Raw genomic sequence first — 16,645 nt, 5'->3', positions numbered from 1 at the left:
ATCGCGCGCGCATGACCTCACTCGTCGGCGTCGCTCGGGTCACGCACGGCGACGACGGAGGTGCGCGCCGCCTCGAGCAGCCGCGCGGCGGTCGTGCCGAGCACGCGGCGCCAGGCGCTGTGTCCGTGCGCGCCGATGACGACGAAGCGCGCGCGCGTCTCGGTCGCGAGGTCGCAGAGCACGTCGACCGGCTCGCCCGCGCGCACCTCGCGACGCGCGCCGAGCCCGGCAGGGAGCCGCGCGAGCTCTGCGTCGAGCTCGCGACGCGCGGCGGCGAGCAGGGCCTCGGCGCGCCCGTCCTCGGTCGCGAGTGGCTCCTGCGTGGGCACGTCGCGGGGCATTTCCACGGCGCGGACCGCCACGAGCGTCGCGCCATAACGCTGCGCGAGGTCCGCTGCGGCCGCCAGCACGGCAGGGGCCCGCGGCGAGCTGTCCAGCCCAACGAGGATGGTCGGCGGCGGCGTCGTCATCGTCATGCCCTGCGGTCCTCCCTCGACGGGGGCCGGTAGCAAGCTCGGTGCCGCGGCGCGACCTCCGGCCTGTCGCCTGGCAGTCCACGGCTTTGTCGCCTGGCAGTCGACAGCGGCGAGCTCGGCGCGGCGGACGGCCCGTTTTCACGAGCAAAAACGACGTGGCACGATCGCTGCTGAGGGAGCTCGTGAAGGTCTTTTACGAGGTGCCCCGATGCGCAAGGTTCTCGCCCCCCTCTCGCTCTTCTTCCTCCTCGGCTGTAGCAATGCCACGAGCTTCGTCCGCAGCGACACCACGCTCGGGCGCGTCGTCGTGTATCGGAATGGCGTGGCGTATTTCGAGCGATACGCCGAGATCGACGGGGACTCGCTCCGCCTGAGCGTGCCCGACGACAAGGTCGATGATTTCCTGAAATCGCTCACCGTGATCGACACGACGACGGGCAAACCCGCGCCCATCGCGTATCCGACCGTGGGATCGGCGCTCGCGGGGGAGGAGCCGCCGGCGGGGAACCTCGTCAACATGGACATCCAGCTCAAGGGGCCGCGGCCGCACAAGCTCCTGGTCTCGTACGTGACCGAGGCGCCCTCGTGGAAGCCGAGTTATCGCGTGTCCATCGGCAAGAGCGGGAAAACGAAGGTCGACGCCTGGGCCGTCGTGGACAACACCTCGGGGGAGGACTGGAACCAGGTCAAGCTCGGCGTCGGGTCGAGCTCGGCGCTCTCGTTCCGCTTCGATCTGCGGTCGATTCGCGTGGTCGAGCGAGAGACGTTGCAATCGGACGGCCTCTTCGCGCAGGCGCCGCCGATGGGCGGGGCGACACACGGGGGGACGCCGGGGCAGGGGGAGAAGCGGATCCTCGCGAACCTCGACGATACGAAGCTCGCGTATGTCGTGTCGCGTTCGGCGGCGGAGAGTATGGTCCGCGAAAAGGCGCCGGTGATCGACGTGGGCTCGTCCGAAGTTCTGATCAGCACCGCATCCAGGGCGCGCGGCGACGCGCCTTGGCAGCCGCCGCCGCCGCCGCCGCCCCCTCCGCCGCCGCCGAAGAGCCAGGAGCAGATCCAGATCGAGCAGCTCGCGAACAAGTATCGGAAGAGCCGCAAGCAGATCGTCGTGGAGGGGTATGCCGACGTGAAGGACGGGGACAAACAAGCCGCCTCGCTCGACCGGGCGAACCGCGCGCGGACGCAGCTCATCCGCGCCGGGCTGCCGGCCTCGCAGATCGTCGCCGTGGGCAATGGCATGCAGGAGGGGCGCAAGGGCGGGGTGAGCATCGTGGAGGCGCCGGAGACCGAGGCACGAATGCAGAACACGGCGAGCCTCGCGCCCGCGGAGGCGGCGAGCGCCGAGCCGATCGGCACGTCCCATTTCGAGTCGACGATCCCGATGACGGTGCCCCGCACGACGAGCGCGATGGTCTCGATCCTGAGCACGGAGACCGAGGGCGGCTTCGTGTATTTCTACGACCCGGAGAGCACGCGCGGCAACGCGACGTTCCCGTTCAAGGCGGTGCGCCTCAAGAACCCGACGGAATCGGTGCTGGAGAGCGGGCCGGTCACGGTGTTCGGGGACGGCCAATTCGTCGGCGAGGGGATGAGTGACCCGATCCCGGCGCGCTCGTTCGCGTTCATTCCATTCGCGCTCGACCGGCAGATCGTGGTGGAGCGCAAGGACGACGAGGCGGACGCCATCACGCGGATCCTGTCGGTGCAGCGGGGCGTCTTCCAGACGGAGGTGAAGCACACGCGCCGGAAGACGCTCGTCATGACGAATCGGTCGCAGGGCGAGGCGACGGTGTACGTGCGGCACACGGTGGCGAAGGGGTACACGCTGGCGAAGGCCCCGACGTCGAGGGAGCGGATGGGCGAGGCGTATCTGTTCCGCGTGGAGATCGGGGCCGGGGAGAAGGTGGAGGTCGAGATCGCCGAGGAGACGCCGGTCTTCCAGACGACGGATCTGCGCAATGACGTGGGGATGGAGATGGTGCGCGTGTACGTGTCGGGGAAGGGGGTGAGCGAGAGGCTGAAGGAGGCGGTGGGGGGGCTCCTCGACCTGCAAAAAGAAATGGGGAACCTGGAGCAGCGGATCTCGACGACCCGCGAGGAGCTCGCCGAGTATCGGCAGCGGATGGACGAGCTGCACGCGCAGATCGTGACGCTGAAAGTGGTGAAGAGCGCAGGGCCGCTGATGCAGAGCCTGGAGAAAAAAATGCAGGAGGTGAGCGACCGGACCTCGAAGGCGACGATCGCGCTGGTGGCGTTGCAGGAGAAGCTGATGCTCGCGCGGATCCGGTTCCAGGACGGGGTGTCGGAGCTGTCGCTCGAGAAAACGTGAGCGAGTAGCCGCGCCGCCGGGAGGGTGATACGCAGGGAGAGGTATGCCCGAGCCTCGACCCACCCGATCGGATTACGATCTGCGTATTCCCATGGCCGCCGAGCGGACGCTGCTCGCGTGGCTGCGCACGGGCCTGGCATTGATGGGTTTCGGGTTCGTCGTGGCCAAGTTCGGGATCTTCCTGCGCGAGCTCGCGGCGTCGCGTGGCCTCCTGCCGTCGCCGTCGCCGTCGGTGGTGACGTCGCAGTGGCTCGGCACCACGCTCGTGCTCCTCGGGGTCCTCGTCAACGTGATCGCTGCATTGCAGCACGCGCGCTTCATCGAGCGTTACAACAGCGGCGAGACGCCGCGCGCGCATCCCGCCTCGATGGGCGTGGTGCTGTCGGTTGGCCTCGCCTTGCTCGGGGTGGGGGTGGCGGTTTATCTGCTGCGGCTGCAATGACGCGGCGGCCCTGGCGCCTGCCCGCCTCGCCCGCGCTGCGCGGCGCGGACGTGCTCACTTCTTGAGCACGACCTCGCCGCCGAACGTCATCGGGTAGGTGATCATCACCGTGCCCCCGCCCGCCGGCCTGGGGAACTTGATCGTCTTGAACGCGTCACGCACGCAGTCGTCGACCTTGCTGTTCTTCACGGTCGACTTCTTCACGCTCGCCTCGTTCACCGCGCCGAGCGGGCCGACGGTCGCCTGGATCGTCACCGTCCCGGCGAGCTTGCCCTCCTTGTCCGCGCCGATCGAGTAACAGGCGTCGAACGCCTTCACGTTCTCGTTCACCGCCGCCTGGATCTGCTCGTCCGAGAGCGTACCCGAGAGCGGCACCGTCTCCGGGTTCGTGGGTTTGTCCGCGGCCTCTGCCCCCGCCTGGGCGCCTTGTTCTGCCGCGCCTGCCGGACCGGAGGGCTCCGTCGCGCCCGAGCCGCCCGCAGGTTGCGTCGCCCCGCAGCCCGCGACGACGACGAAGAAGATTGGAGTGACGAACCAGCGCATGGCGTGCGAGTTCAGTCGAGATGCGGCGCGTTGTCCACCGGGAACGGCAGGCCTCACGCGACACGCGCGCGCGCCACTTTTCCGCCCGTGACGGCACGGCGGTAGACGGCCTCGTACGCGGTCGTCATGACCGAGGTGCTGAAGCGGTCCCGGGCGCGGCGCGCGCACGCGGCCCGGTCGAAGTGCGCGAGCGCCGGGGAGGTCGCGAGGCGGACGAGGGCATCGACGTCGTCGGGCGGCACGAGGAAGCCGGTCACGCCCTCGTCGACGATCTCCGGGAAGGAGCCGCGCGCGAAGCCGATCACCGGCGTGCCGCAGAGCATGGCCTCGACGGCGACGAGGCCGAAGGGCTCCTCCCAGAGGAGAGGACACACGATCGCCCGCGCGCCCGAGAGGAGCCGGACCTTCTGCTCGTGGTCGACCTCGCCGTGATCGATGACGCCCGGGAGATCGAGCCGCGGCGCGATGTGCTCGTCGAAGAACACGCGATCCTGCGGATGGACACGGCCGCCGAGGTGGATGGGTTTCTCCGCGAGCCGGGCGATGTCGAGCGCGAGGTGCGTGCCCTTCTCCTCGCAATAGCGTCCGATGTGCGCGAGGTAGCCCTCGTCGCGCTGGCTCGGCGGATACCGCCGCGGCGACAGCCCGTGGTGGATGACACGCGCGCGGGCGAGCGGGACCTCGAGCTCGAGCTGACGCCGGCTGATCGCCACGTGGTAGATCCCCTGGTGCGAGGCGAAGATCCGCGAGTACGACTCTTCGCGATGGTGGTGCATCGTGTGAACGATCGGCACACGCAAGAACCCCGCGAGCGCGACGCCGAGCGGGCTGTTCAAGTGGACGACGTCGAAGTCGCCCCGCGCGACCTCGGCGAGCGCCCAGGCGGCGTGGTTGAGCTCGTCGGCCGCGGCGGGTGGCCAGACGGGGCGGTGATAGAGCGCGCGTTTGCGGCAGCTCGTGACGGAGTCACCCGTCGTGAACACGGTGACGTCGTGGCCACGCGTGTCGAGCTCTTCCGCGAGCTCGTAGCAGAAGAGCTCGGTTCCCCCGTAGCCGATGGGCGGCATCCGGATGAACGGAGTCGCGATCATCGCGATACGCATGGGTGTCGCATCCCTCCTGCGCGCATCCGTCCCCCTGCGCGCGGAGGGCAAACGCTACATGGACCGTGCCATCGAAGCCGATCAGAGCTCGGGCGCTTGCCAGGCCTCGAGGCGGCGCCAGATCGCGCCGAGCAGGTTCGGCGACACCCGCTTGAGCGCGTAGGCGAGGTGCGCCTCTTTCGTCACGGGCACGAGGCCGAGGTTCTGCTCCACGGCGTCCATGATCCTGCCGGCCACGAGCTCCGGCGACGCGCCGCGCTCCATCAGCCGACGCGAGCGCTCGATCGCCGCGGGCTCGGCGAAGCGGCCGCGGCGGCGTCCGGCCTCGTTGATGTTCGTCCGGATGAACCCGGGGCAGATCGCGGAGACGCCGATGCGGTGGCGGCGCAGGTCCTCGCGCAGCGCCTCGGAGAAGCCCACGACGGCGAACTTGGTCGTTGCGTACGCGAGGAGCAAGCGGCTGCCCGCGAGGCCCGCCGCCGAGGCGATGTTGACCACGTGTCCGCCGCGCCCGCGCTCGATCATGCGCGGCACGAAGAAGTGACAGCCGTGGACCACGCCCATCACGTTGATGCCCATCACCCAGTTCCAGTCGTCGAGCGTCGTGTCTCGCAGGCCGCCCGCGACGGCGACGCCCGCGTTGTTGACGATCACGTCGACGCCGGAGAGCGCCGCGTGCACCTCGTCGGCGAAGCTCTGCATGGCCGCGGCGCTCGAGACGTCGACCTTGCGCGCGAGCGCGCGGCGCCCCTGCGCGCGCGTGGCGGCGGAGACCTCCTCGAGCGACGCCTCGTTGACGTCGCAGAGCACGAGGTCCGCGCCCTCCCTGGCGAACGCGAGCGCCGTGGCTCGCCCGATCCCGCTGCCCGCCCCCGTCACGAGGACGACCTTGTCCGCAAAACGACCGCTGCTCATGGCCACGACGGAAGCGCCCCGGCGCGCGGGCGTCAAGTCATGTGCCGAGCGTCGTGAGCATCGCCTCGACGGCCGGCGGCCAGATCGCCTGCGCCTCCGTCAAGAGGCTCCGCTCCTCGAGGACGCGGTAGATCGCGAGCGCTCGTCGCAAGAGCGATCGCGCCTCCAGCCGCTCGGCCGACGTGCCCTCCGCGAGCACCGTGGCCGCGCGGAAGCAAAAGAGCGCGTGATCCCCCTGGACCGTGGCCATGTCCGGCTGCTCCGCCGCGAGCGCCGCGGCGAGCCCGAGCCCCGTACGGAACGCTTCGAGCGCGCCGCGATGATCCCCCATCGCGCGGAGGACGTGGCCGATGCGGCCGTACGTGGCGTAGAGATCGCGCCGCGCGTCGTCGTCGAACGTGGCGTCGGCGAGCTCCTGGCGCAGGACGAGGCAAGCGCGGTACGCCGCGAGCGCGTCGGGTTTTTCACCCATCGCGCGCAGCACCTCGCCGATGCTCTCGTGACAACGCGCGAGCGCGCGGCGACGCGTGATGTTCTCCGGCGCGTCGTTCGCGAGCCGCTCACGTACGACGAGCGCCTCCTTGTACGCCACGAGCGCGCCCTGCCCGTCGCCGGCGGCGAGCAACGCGTCGGCGTAACGATCCCGCGTGAGCGCGACGAGCGAGTGATGATCCTGATCGTCGGGTGTGTCCCCAGCGAGGCGCTCGGCGATCGCCAGCCCGCGCTGGAACGAAGCCGCGGCGGCGGCCTCGCGCTCGTCCTCGAGCAAGTAGTCGCCCACCATCACGTGGCAGAGCGTGACGCCCGTGAGCACGCCGGCGATGGCCTCGCGGAAGATCCCCTCGTGGTCCTCGGCGGCGTCGAGGGCGCGGCCGTCGCGCGGGTAGATCGTGCGATCCGAGAGCAGTCCGGCTTGCTCTTCGGCGCCGCTGCGGGCCCGCAGGGGGATCACCACCGCCCGCTTGTCGCGCTCCATGACGAGCCCCTCGCGCAGCGTCGACTCCACGATCGCGCCGGGCTTGAGGCCCTCGGGGCTCACGAGCACGACGATCACGTCGGCCGTGCGCAGCCGCGATCGCATGTCCGGCGGAGGGGCCGCCGGCACGGCTTCCCGGACGATCCCGGCGTCGACGAAGGCCGCGAGGCGCGCGCAGAGCTCCTCGCGGATCGCCTGATCCCCGGGGGCGGAGGACACGAAGAGCTCGACGGCGTGGTGCATGACCAAACTCCATCCCATCTTACCAGCCTCCCGCCGCCGGCGGCCGACGTTCCCGTGCTCTCTTTGAATTCGAGAGATCCGGGTCGATCCCTGGTAAATTCGCCCCCCCAAAGCGACCAACCCCGAGGACACGGGCCCGATGCGACTCTCGATCACCGCGATTTCTGCGCAGGAAGGCGCCACGAGCGCGTCCCTTGCGACGCCGGGGCAACTGAAGGGCCGCCTCGGTCGCGAGGACGCCGCGTTCGAGGTCGTGGACGCCGATCCGGGCCGCGACCTGGCCGAGCAGATCGAGTCTCTGCTCGCCGGGCGCGGGCCGACCTCCCGCGACCCCGTGATGCTCTACGTGGCGTGCCCCGCGCTCCTCTCCATCGACGGCGAGCTCTTCCTGTCCCTCGATCCGTCGAGCCCCACCGTTGGCGACGCCCTCGCGGACGTCGCGGCCGTGTTACGTGATGGCGCGCCGGGGCCGAAGCTCATCGTGCTCGAGCTCGTGGACACGAAGCTCGGCCTCGACCCCACGCGCGCCGAGGTGCTCGTGCGCGCGGCCGAGGCCGCGACGGAGCCGGCCACGAACGACATCGAGCTCTTGCTCGGCGTGCGACCGCGCTCGGCGGAGGCCTCGAGCTTGCCGCTCGCGCAGGCGATCATCGCCGAGCTCGACGCCCTGCCGAGCGGCCGGACCTTGACCACGCGTGGCCTCTACGATCGGCTCGCGAGCAAGCTGCGCGAGTCCGTGCCTTGCCTCCATCACGCGCGGGCGAAGGTGAGCTTCGAGCTCGTCCCTGGCAGACCGGGGCGGCGCGACTCGACCTCGACCATGCCGGCGCCGCGCCTCGACGTGCTCCCGCGGAGCGCGCCTCCGCCTGCGCCGTCGCCTGCGCCGCCGCGGGTCGAAGAGTCGCCGCGACCGGTGGCGACCTTCCGCGAGGTCGAGCCTCTGCTCGCGCCGCCGAAGGCCCCGCGCACGTTTCATCCGCCGCCGCCGCAGGACGAAGTCGATCTCACCTGGACCGACACGGGCGAGGACTGGGGCAGCATGCCGCGCGTCATCCCTCTCGCGCGCCCGCTCGCCGCGCCGCCCGGCGCCTCGCTCCCGCCGCCGCCGATGAGCACCGGCGCGACGAGCTCGCACCGCGGGACGGACGGGCCCATCTCGAGCCCCATCTCGGGCCGCGAGATCTCCCCGGTCGCGCGGTACACCATCGAGGGCGAGCTGCTCGCGTCGCAAGGCGACACCGACGGCGCGATCGCGTCGTTCCGCAAGGCGCTCTCGGTCCTCGGACCGGGCGGTGATCCTCACTCTCGCGCCGATCTCTACGCGCGTATCGGCGAGCTGCGCGCGCGGTATGGCCTGGCCGAGGACGCGATCTCGGACTTCGAGAAGGCCCTCGCGCTCCGGCCCGGTCACATCCCGGCGCTCGAGTCGCTCCTCTTGCTCTGCGCGTCCGAGCGGGACTGGCGGGGCGTGATGAGCGCCGAGGAGCGGCTGCTCGCGGCGCTGCCGAGCGACACGCTCCGGTTCGAGCGGCTCATCGAGTTCGCCTCGCGCTGGGAGGGCGAGGCGGACAAACCTGCGCGCGCGCGCCTGCTCTTCGAGCGCGCGCGCGAGATGCGCCCGCATGATCCGATCGTGCTCGAGCAGATCCGGCGGCTCACCTTGAAGTCGCTGCCGCCGGCGCCGCGCGGCTAGACCAGCGACTCTGCCTCGTACATCTTGATCTGCGCCCGGCCCATCGCCTCGTCGCCGTGCAGCCCTTTGTGGTGCTTGCGGAACACCTCGGAGCGCGGGTAGGCGAGGAACGACTCGCGGCTCGTCCAGCGGGAGACCGCGAGCAACGCGCCCTGGTCCTGCCAGAGCTCGAAGCCGAGGAAACCTTCGAACGGGTCGAGGTCGTGGATCGCGTCGCGGAAGGCCTGCCTGATCCGCTCGAGCTCGTGCTCGGGTGCCCGGATGGTGTTGACCACGACGAACATGCGGTGACTCCTTCGAGGCAGGGCGCGCGGCCCGAGCCACGGTCGATGGCAAGCCGTGTTCCTTCAGCCCTTCTCCGACGGATGCCACCGCCGCAGCAGGAACCACCCGCCCAGGTTCGTCAGCCCGAACAGGCCGAGCCCGAGGGCCGAGGCGCAGAGCACGGCCGCGAAGAGCAGGTCCGTGCGGAGCTGCCTCGGCGCGCTCATGATGACGATGCCGAGCCCGGGTGTCCCCTCGGCGAAGCCCGCCACGAATTCGCCCACGATGGCCCCGATCACCGCGAGCCCGCCCGCGATTCGTAGGCCCGTCACGATGCTCGGCAAGGACGAAGGCAAGCTCAGCAGCAAGAGCGTGCGCAGCTTGCCCGCCCCATACAGCCGGAAGAGATCCCGCAGCGCTGGCTCGACGGACCTGAGCCCCGTCAGCGCATTCGCCACGACCGGGAACACGCTCACGATGAACGCCGACACGCTCACCGCGCGCTCGCCCGGCCCGAACCAGAGCACGAGCAGCGGCGCTATCGCCACGATCGGCACGGTCTGCAGGAAGACGGCGTACGGGTAAAACGCGCGCTCGAGCAGCCGCGACGCCGAGAGCAGCACGGCCACGAGCACGCCGATCACCCCCGAGAGCACGAACCCGAAGAGCGCGCTCCTCGCCGTGGTCAAGGTCGCGAGCCCGAGCGTGGCGGCGTCCGCGGCGAAGGCGGCGGCGATCTGGCTCGGCGGAGGCAACAGATACGCCGGCACCTCGAGCACCCGCACGAGGACCTCCCAGGCGCCGAGCAACAAGACGAGCGAGAGGATCGGCGGCGCCGCGGCCAGGAGGGATTTCTTCACGATTGCGCCTCTCCGGCCTGCAGCGCCTCCTGGAGCGGGCCGAGCGCGCGGGCGAAGCGTGGATCGCTGCGCAAGGAGGCGGCGCGCTCGCGGGGCAGGTCGATCGGCGTATCGAGCAGGATCCGCGCCGGGCGTCGGGAGAGCACGAGGCAACGCTCGGCGAGGTACGCGGCCTCTGCATTCGAATGCGTGACGAAGAGGACGGTCATGCCGAGGTCGAGCCACAAGGCGCGGAGCTGATCGTCGAGCCTCTGGCGCGTGAGCTCGTCGAGGGCGGCGAAGGGCTCGTCGAGCAGGAGGATGTTCGGGCGCGTGACGAGGGCGCGGGCCAGCGAGACGCGCATCTTCATGCCGCCCGAGAGCTCCGCCGGATACCGCGCCGCCGCGTCGCCGAGCCCCACCTGCCCGAGGGCGGCGCGGGCCGCGTTGCGCCGCTCGTCTTTCGGCACGCCCGCGAGCTCGAGCGGCAACGCCGCATTGTCGAGCACGTCGCGCCAGGGCAAGAGGTGCGCGTCCTGGAAAACGTACGCAATGCGGGGGCGCTCGGCGCCGTCCTCCGGGACGAGGCGGACCGCGCCGCCGTCCGCCTGATCGAGGCCGGCGACGAGCCGCAGCAGGGTGGACTTGCCGCAGCCCGAGGGGCCGAGCAGGGCGACGAAGGCGCCGGCGGCGACGTCGAGGTCCACGCCGTCGAGCACGACGCCGCTGCCTGGAAAGACGCGCCGCGCGCGCTCGACGAGCACACGCACGCCGCCGCGTGGCGTGGCCTCCGCCTCGACGTCCTCGACGAGCGGGGGGGCGAGGGCGGTCATAACGCTCCTCCCTTCGCCTCGAGATACACGTCCATCTGCCCGATCGTGGCGTGCAGCGTGTATTTCTCGTCGAGCAGCTTCTGCATCTCGGGGAAATCGGGGAGCGAATCCGCCGAATCGAGCGAGTCGCCCGTGACGTGGGGGAAGACGTCCCAGTGCTCGATCACGATCGCGGCGGGCGGCGTCTTCGCGAGATCCGCGAGCAGGACCTGACGGTGCTCCTCTTTCGCCCAGGAGACGCGCTGCGGGACGTTGTAGATGTAGCGGCTCGCCGCGGCGCGCTCGGCCATGTCGTAAATCGAGGGCTCGAAGCCCCAGACGAAGACGGCTCGATCCGCGGGGACCACCTCCCGGAGCAGCTCGGCCACGGCGCGGTTCGTCACGGTATTCACGTCGGCCACGCTGGCGAGCCGATCGAGGCCCGTCTGATCACGGAAACCGCCGAGCGCGAGGTCGATACGTTGCCCCGTGCGCACGAGGAACGACCCGGGCACGTCTTTCGTGGCGGAGCGGCCGAACGGCACGAGCAGGACGAGCAGGCAGAAACCCGCCAGGCCAAGCGCGCCACGCGCCCGCGCCCGCTGAAAGAGCGCGTGATACCCGAGCGCGGCGACGAGCCCCGTCAGCGGCCAGGTCGCGCCGTAATGGTACGGGAAGAACTTGCCCTGCATGGCCACGCCGACGAGGTGAATCCCCACGACGCCGAGCGCGAGCAAGGCGAGCGGCTTCTGCCGCGCGTGAACGCCGAGCCCGAGCGCGAGCAGCAATCCCGTGGTGGGGACACTCCCGTACGTCTGGAGCCATTCGGTGAACGAGTAATACGCCATCCCCGGCACGGTCGCGCCCTTCCAGCCGAGCGCCGTGTAATGGGGCGTGAACACGAAGAGCACGCGGTGCAGATCCCCGAGCGCGCCCCGCGCGGCGAACCAGGCGGCGCAAAGCGCAATGGGGATCGCCCCACCCGCCGCGAGCAGGAGCGAGGGGCGGACGACGGCGCGCGCGGCGGCCTTCAGCCGGTCGAGCGTGGGGCGCGTGGGCTCGGTGTCCCACCACGCGGGCAGGAGCGCGACGATCGCGGCGCCGCCGACGAGCGGCGGCTTGAGCAGGCCGGCGAAGCCAAAGAGGAAACCCGCGAGCAGCCAGTCCCGCGTCTTCGTGGGGCGGATCGAGGGCAAGCCCGAAGCGCTCGGACGTGGGGCGCAGAGCAGGGCGGCGATCGTCAACATGCCGCCGAAGGACTCGGGCTGGGACGTGTGCCAGAAGTCGAGCTGCGCGTGGATGAGCACGGTGATCGTCGCGGCGACGAGCCCGAGCGTGCCGCTGCCCCCGTACCGCCGCCCGAGCCGCACCAGACCAAGCGACATCAGCACGAGCCCGAGCACCTCGAGGACCCGGATGCCCCACTGCGCGGACCCGAAGAGGAGCCGGGCGAGCGCGTAAATCAGGAAGATGCCGGGCGGCTTGAAGTCGAAGGCGTCGCGGTAGGGCATCCCGCCTTCGAGCACGCTGCGCGCGACGACCGTGTAGATGCCCTGATCGCGGCCATGGCCAAACGTGAGGATCTCGAGGAGCAGGAACGCGATCGCGGCGATACACGCGCCGATCAGCGTGCGCTCGGCGAGGGATGCGACGGTGCTCGGGGCTCGGGTCGGTTCGTCGGCAGCGAGGGTCACCGGGGCGACGTTCTAGTCGGAACCCGCGGCGACTCCAACCATCTGGGCGTCAAATCCGGTACGTCCGCTCGATCGCGCTGACGAAGAGCGGCGCGGTGGACTCGATGGCGCCGGGGGGGAGCTTCTGGCTGCCCGGGTGTGAGTCGGTGCCGAGGATGTGCTCGAACATGCCACTCGCGTGGAGCTTTTCGAGGGCGCCGGGGGGCAGGACGAGGTGGCTCGCGATCGCGTGGCAACGCGTGGCGCCAGCGGCCATGTACGCCTGGGCGGCCTGGATGAGCGAGGATCCCGTGCGGATCATGTCGTCATAGATGACGACCTCGCGGCCACGCACGTCGGCGTTGACGCCCGTGACGGCGAGTTTCCCCGTGTCGGGATCGCGGCGTTTGTAGACGAACGCGGGCTCGACGTCGAGGTCGCGGGCGAGGCTCTGGACCCACTTGGCGCGGCCGGCGTCGGTGGCGCCGAGCAGGTAGGAGCGGCCGTCCATCGTACGCTGGATGAGCTTGGTGACGAGCGGCGCGCCGTAGAGGTGGTGGGTGACGTGGCTATCGCCGAAGTAGTAGGGGATGCCGTCGGTGTGGAGGTCGAAGAGGTAAACACGCGTGCCGCCCTCGCAGGGCGGGATGGCCGAGATCAGGCGGGCGCGGGTCTTGGCGGTGACGACCTCGCCGGGCAGGACAGCGCGCTCCATGGTGGCGTAGCCGAAATAAGGCATGACGATGGAGAGCGAGCGCGCGCCGCCCGTGCTGATGGCGCAGCCGAGGTCGTAGAGCTCGAGCCAGTCGAGGTCGGTCGGCGTGCCGCCGAGCAGGACGACGTCGCGGCCCCAGGGGTCCTCGGCGACGCGGAGGTAACGCTCGCCGTCGGGGAAGGTCTTGTGCACGATCTCGCCGCGATCGAGGTCGCCCGCCGCGAGGAAGCGGGGCTCGAGGTAGGCGTACGAGGAGATCGTGAAGAGGAGCTTCCGGGCCATCGTGGGCACCTTCTGGTCCATCTGCGCGCCGGTGTCACGCGCCAAGGTGGGTCCGGGCTTTGTGCTGGGCGATGGTCGGTGTAGACGGGAGGTGATGGAAGAGACGTCGGCTCGCAAACGCCGTAGCGCTTTGCTCGTCGGGGTGGGGTGGCTCCTCGTCGTGGGGCTCGTCGCGTCCTCGGCGGGGGCCCTGCCTGCGCAGGAGAACGAGGAGCTGAAGCGGAACATCGCGCGGGGTTATGTCGTCTCGGGGGATGAGGCCTTCGAGAAGGGGGACATGGCGCGCGCGCTCGATCGTTACGAGCGGGCCGAGCGGCTGATCCCTGCGCCCACGGTGCGCCTGCGTATCGCGCGCACGCTCGTCGAGCAGGGCAAGCTCGTCGAGGCGCGGGTGAAGTACAAGGAGGCGTCGGCGACGGACATCGCCGAGGACGCGCCGGACGTGTTCTTCAAGGCGGTGGTCGAGGCGCAGAAGGAGCTCGCGGCGCTCGAGCCGAAGATCCCGTCGGTGCAGATCGAGGCGCCGGTCGGCGCGAGTGGGGCCACGATCGACGGAGCGCCCGTCGCGGAGAGCGCCTTGCGCGCGCCGATCCCGTTGAACCCGGGGGCGCACACGATCGAGCTGCCCTGCTGCGGCAAGCAGACGGCGTCGCTCCGGGAGGGAGAACGATTGCGCCTCACGTTCGCGCCGCGGCCGGTCGAGGCTCCCGCGCCGCCCTCCGACGGCCCGAACATCCGTCGCATCGCGGGGATCTCGAGCATTGGCCTGGGCGTGGTGTCGCTCGGCGTGGGGCTCGGCGGGGTGGTGATGGTCTCCTCGACGAACAACGATCCCGAATACCAGAAGAGCCAGACGTTATTCCGCTCCGACGAGGATATGTGTGCGCTGGCGAGGGGCCCGGGTCTGCTTCCCCCGGAAGTGGACCGTAACTACCTCGTGGAGGCGTGCGAGCGAGGGGAGACCGGCAACCTCCTGCAGCTCGTGTTTTTCCCGGTCGCCCTGGTGACGACGGGCCTCGGGATCTACCTCCTCGCGACGAGCGGGTATGACGACAAGAAGCCCGCGGCGAGCCGGGTCGAGGTGCTTCCGACGATGGGGAAGGGATACAGCGGGCTGCTCGTGCGAGGCGCTTTTTGAGGGCGGCGATGGGGCGCGTACCACGTCGCGGCGCTCGTGCCGCCAGCCTCGTCGCGCTCGTGGTGCTCTCCGCGGTGGCGGCGCCGGGCCAAACACGCGCCGCCGAGCCCGCGCCGCCGTCCGCGGAGGAGAGGGGCGGCTGGGATGGCCGGTTCGTCGTGGGGATGAGCGCGCTCGGGGTGTCGGCGTTATCGCTGGGATTCGGGATCCTGTCGACGTATCACGTGCGCCGGGTGAGCCAGGAGATGCGGTCGAGCGCGTTCACGGCGCTGTTCCCGAATGACGACGACGTCTGCGCCGCGTCCGATTTCCTCACGGGGCCGGGCGCCTCCCACATGCGGGAGACGTGCGCGCGGGGCAATCGGTACAATGTGCTGCAATACGCGATGTACGGGCTACACGTGGGGTCGGCGATCGCGGGGATCGTTTTGCTCGCGAAGAGCGGGGGGGCGGGGGAGAAGAAGGGGGCCGCGTGGGTGACGCCGGTGGTCTCGGCGGGGTATGGAGGGGTGGTGGTGGCGGGGAGGTTTTGAGGGGTCAGCGGAGGGGGCGGAGGTGGTCGTAGCTGCTGTCGATGGGCTTGTAGGTCGCCACGAGCGTGACCGACATGTCCTCCGGGTTGATGTCCTTCACGCAGTAATACGTCTGGTCGATGCGAACGCAGTCACCCTCCAGGAGCGTGGAGGCCGGGGGCTCGAAGCCCTCGCCCCACCAGTTCGGGGCGGATTCGGGTACGCCGCAGGCCCATTTGAACCATGCGGCGTCGGGCTTGATATAGACCTGGGTTACCAAGGCATTGCAGCCGTTCACGCGTGCGACCTTGTTGCGCTCGAGCGTGACCTCCGTGGGCTCGGTGCGACTGCACGAGGTCAGGGTGAGGACGGCAATCATGAGGAACGTGAATCGCATGGTCAATTCCTGGGATCGATGCGTTTGTCACATGTACCGAAGCTTATTTCATCTTGAGCCACGCAATCGATGCACTTCCGGCGCATCTCATCGCAACAAGCGCGGCAAGCCGAGCGGTGAGTCAGGTGGTCGCAACTGTTGTGACAAAGACGGTGCTCTCGGTTGCAGTCGAGGGGGTCGGCACACACGACCGCAGTCACCGTGCCCCCAGACCCCCCACAGGCCGTAAGCCACCCCGCCAGCACCAACAACACCGCAGCCCCGCGCATCCCTCGACCTCCCTCCACCCTGCCGGCACTCCCCAGGCGCGTCAACCGCCTTCCCCGTCGGGATCCCCCCGCGCGCCTCGCGCACCCGGCGCGCTCCCGACCTGGATCACACGCCGCGCCTCGCGCACCCGGCGCGCTACCGACCTGGATCGCACGCCGCGCCTCGCGTACCCGGCGCGCTCCCGACCTGGATCGCACCCCGCGCCTCGCGCACCCGGCGCGCTCCCCCCCGGGAGTGACCTCCGCGCGTCACGCACCGATGCCGATCCAGACCTGGATCGACATCGGTGCGCGGTCCACCTCACGAATTCTGACCGCCGGTGCCCTCGTCGTCCTCATCCGTCGCACGCTTCCGCTTCGGTCGCGTCGCTTCCAGGAAGGCCGCGACGCGCTTCGGCTGGCCCGGGAAGAGCTTCTTCAGGTCACCCTCGAGCCGGTCGAGCTCCAGGTTGATATCCTCCACGTAAAGCTCCTCCGAGGTGCCTTGCAAGGCGAGCGCCCGCAGGCCGTCGACGCGCGCCTTGGAGCACGCGTCGAGGGTCCCCGTCACGGCCCCGAGGCGCGGCGTCCACTTGATCGCGATCGGCTCGTCCGGGTTGCGGCCGAGCTCGTCGAGCCACGCTTGCCCCTGCTTGATCTCGCGATCGATCCCGAAATCCTGCGCCGCCGAGGGCGACACGTCCTTGAAGAACCTCGTATACGGCGGCACGTCCCGGCGCCCGCCCGCCTGGTCGACGATGTCCCTGCCAAACGCCGCGACCTCGGGATCCCAGCGCGAATCCGCGACCGCGAGCCGCGCCCGCGCCCGGCCGAGCGTCCGCTCGCGCTTGCGGCGATCGGCGGCGAGCGCGTCACCCTTCGCCGCCATCATCTCCCAGACGGGCGCGAGGTGCGCCGTGATGTCGTCGCTGACGAGGCCGTCCGCAATCGCGGAGCAGATGTCGGCGGCAGGCTGAGGGTTCATCGTGGAACGTAAATGGGTTGCCATGTGCGGAGGGTAACGGAGACCGCGGGGGAGGTG

17 protein-coding genes are annotated in these 16,645 nt (G+C 70.3%); 5 read left to right on the top strand and 12 right to left on the bottom strand.

Annotated elements, in window-relative coordinates:
• Positions 1-17 precede the first annotated feature (17 nt).
• Positions 18-476: a universal stress protein gene (locus GF068_RS35115; protein ID WP_153823897.1), complete on the bottom strand. Its 459-nt coding sequence runs from the start codon at positions 474-476 to the stop codon at positions 18-20.
• 208 nt (positions 477-684) lie between these two features.
• Between GF068_RS35115 and GF068_RS35110 the strand changes: the two genes are divergently transcribed.
• Positions 685-2,808, top strand: coding sequence for an OmpA family protein (locus GF068_RS35110; RefSeq protein ID WP_170319861.1), 2,124 nt, complete (start codon positions 685-687; stop codon positions 2,806-2,808).
• 91 nt (positions 2,809-2,899) lie between these two features.
• Complete coding sequence (locus GF068_RS35105; protein WP_170319860.1) at positions 2,900-3,250, top strand: YidH family protein; 351 nt, start codon at positions 2,900-2,902, stop codon at positions 3,248-3,250.
• 54 nt (positions 3,251-3,304) lie between these two features.
• Here the strand turns inward: GF068_RS35105 and GF068_RS35100 are convergent, their stop codons facing one another.
• The 4 genes from GF068_RS35100 to GF068_RS35085 form a co-directional block, all read right to left on the bottom strand.
• Positions 3,305-3,793, bottom strand: coding sequence for an AgmX/PglI C-terminal domain-containing protein (locus GF068_RS35100; protein ID WP_153823894.1), 489 nt, complete (start codon positions 3,791-3,793; stop codon positions 3,305-3,307).
• 53 nt (positions 3,794-3,846) lie between these two features.
• Positions 3,847-4,896 (bottom strand): glycosyltransferase family 4 protein, encoded by a 1,050-nt coding sequence (locus tag GF068_RS35095; protein WP_153823893.1) that lies wholly within the window; start codon positions 4,894-4,896, stop codon positions 3,847-3,849.
• Between the two features lie 81 nt (positions 4,897-4,977).
• Positions 4,978-5,811, bottom strand: a complete 834-nt coding sequence (locus GF068_RS35090) for an SDR family NAD(P)-dependent oxidoreductase (protein ID WP_153823892.1) — start codon at positions 5,809-5,811, stop codon at positions 4,978-4,980.
• Between the two features lie 37 nt (positions 5,812-5,848).
• Positions 5,849-7,048, bottom strand: coding sequence for a tetratricopeptide repeat protein (locus tag GF068_RS35085; protein ID WP_153823891.1), 1,200 nt, complete (start codon positions 7,046-7,048; stop codon positions 5,849-5,851).
• Positions 7,049-7,169: 121 nt separating this feature from the next.
• Between GF068_RS35085 and GF068_RS35080 the strand changes: the two genes are divergently transcribed.
• Positions 7,170-8,723: a tetratricopeptide repeat protein gene (locus GF068_RS35080; RefSeq protein ID WP_153823890.1), complete on the top strand. Its 1,554-nt coding sequence runs from the start codon at positions 7,170-7,172 to the stop codon at positions 8,721-8,723.
• On the opposite strand, the gene GF068_RS35075 is transcribed toward GF068_RS35080, so the two are convergent.
• The 5 genes from GF068_RS35075 to prs all read right to left on the bottom strand — a co-directional run bounded on the left by GF068_RS35075 (position 8,720) and on the right by prs (position 13,353).
• Complete coding sequence (locus tag GF068_RS35075) at positions 8,720-9,007, bottom strand: antibiotic biosynthesis monooxygenase family protein (RefSeq protein WP_153823889.1); 288 nt, start codon at positions 9,005-9,007, stop codon at positions 8,720-8,722. The two genes, GF068_RS35080 and GF068_RS35075, sit on opposite strands and share 4 nt — an antisense overlap.
• A gap of 63 nt (positions 9,008-9,070) precedes the next feature.
• Entirely contained in the window at positions 9,071-9,847 is a 777-nt protein-coding gene (locus tag GF068_RS35070; protein WP_338046699.1) for an ABC transporter permease, read from the bottom strand.
• Complete coding sequence (locus GF068_RS35065; RefSeq protein ID WP_153823888.1) at positions 9,844-10,659, bottom strand: ABC transporter ATP-binding protein; 816 nt, start codon at positions 10,657-10,659, stop codon at positions 9,844-9,846. Before GF068_RS35065 ends, GF068_RS35070 begins: the two co-directional genes overlap by 4 nt.
• Positions 10,656-12,332, bottom strand: a complete 1,677-nt coding sequence (locus GF068_RS35060; RefSeq protein ID WP_338046698.1) for an ArnT family glycosyltransferase — start codon at positions 12,330-12,332, stop codon at positions 10,656-10,658. The genes GF068_RS35065 and GF068_RS35060 overlap by 4 nt, the downstream gene beginning before the upstream one ends.
• Before the next feature lie 49 nt (positions 12,333-12,381).
• Positions 12,382-13,353 (bottom strand): ribose-phosphate diphosphokinase, encoded by a 972-nt coding sequence (gene prs / locus GF068_RS35055; protein ID WP_240807871.1) that lies wholly within the window; start codon positions 13,351-13,353, stop codon positions 12,382-12,384.
• A 97-nt stretch (positions 13,354-13,450) separates the two neighbouring features.
• On the opposite strand from prs, the gene GF068_RS35050 reads away from it, so the two are divergent.
• Both GF068_RS35050 and GF068_RS35045 read left to right on the top strand, forming a co-directional pair.
• Positions 13,451-14,446, top strand: a complete 996-nt coding sequence (locus tag GF068_RS35050; RefSeq protein WP_153823887.1) for a tetratricopeptide repeat protein — start codon at positions 13,451-13,453, stop codon at positions 14,444-14,446.
• 8 nt (positions 14,447-14,454) lie between these two features.
• The gene (locus GF068_RS35045; protein ID WP_153823886.1) at positions 14,455-14,979 is read left to right on the top strand and encodes a hypothetical protein; all 525 of its coding nucleotides are present in this window, start codon (positions 14,455-14,457) and stop codon (positions 14,977-14,979) included.
• 4 nt (positions 14,980-14,983) lie between these two features.
• Here the strand turns inward: GF068_RS35045 and GF068_RS35040 are convergent, their stop codons facing one another.
• Together GF068_RS35040 and GF068_RS35035 are read right to left on the bottom strand one after the other, a co-directional pair.
• Positions 14,984-15,355 (bottom strand): hypothetical protein, encoded by a 372-nt coding sequence (locus GF068_RS35040; RefSeq protein WP_153823885.1) that lies wholly within the window; start codon positions 15,353-15,355, stop codon positions 14,984-14,986.
• Positions 15,356-15,925: 570 nt separating this feature from the next.
• A complete protein-coding gene (locus GF068_RS35035) occupies positions 15,926-16,588 on the bottom strand; it encodes a hypothetical protein (RefSeq protein ID WP_153823884.1) in 663 nt (220 codons plus the stop codon).
• Positions 16,589-16,645: the final 57 nt, after the last annotated feature.

The sequence above is a fragment of the Polyangium spumosum genome (assembly GCF_009649845.1).
GTDB lineage: Bacteria > Myxococcota_A > Polyangia > Polyangiales > Polyangiaceae > Polyangium > Polyangium spumosum.
The sequence above is the reverse complement of the archived record's forward strand: the minus strand, read 5'-3'. Positions and strand labels throughout refer to the sequence as shown.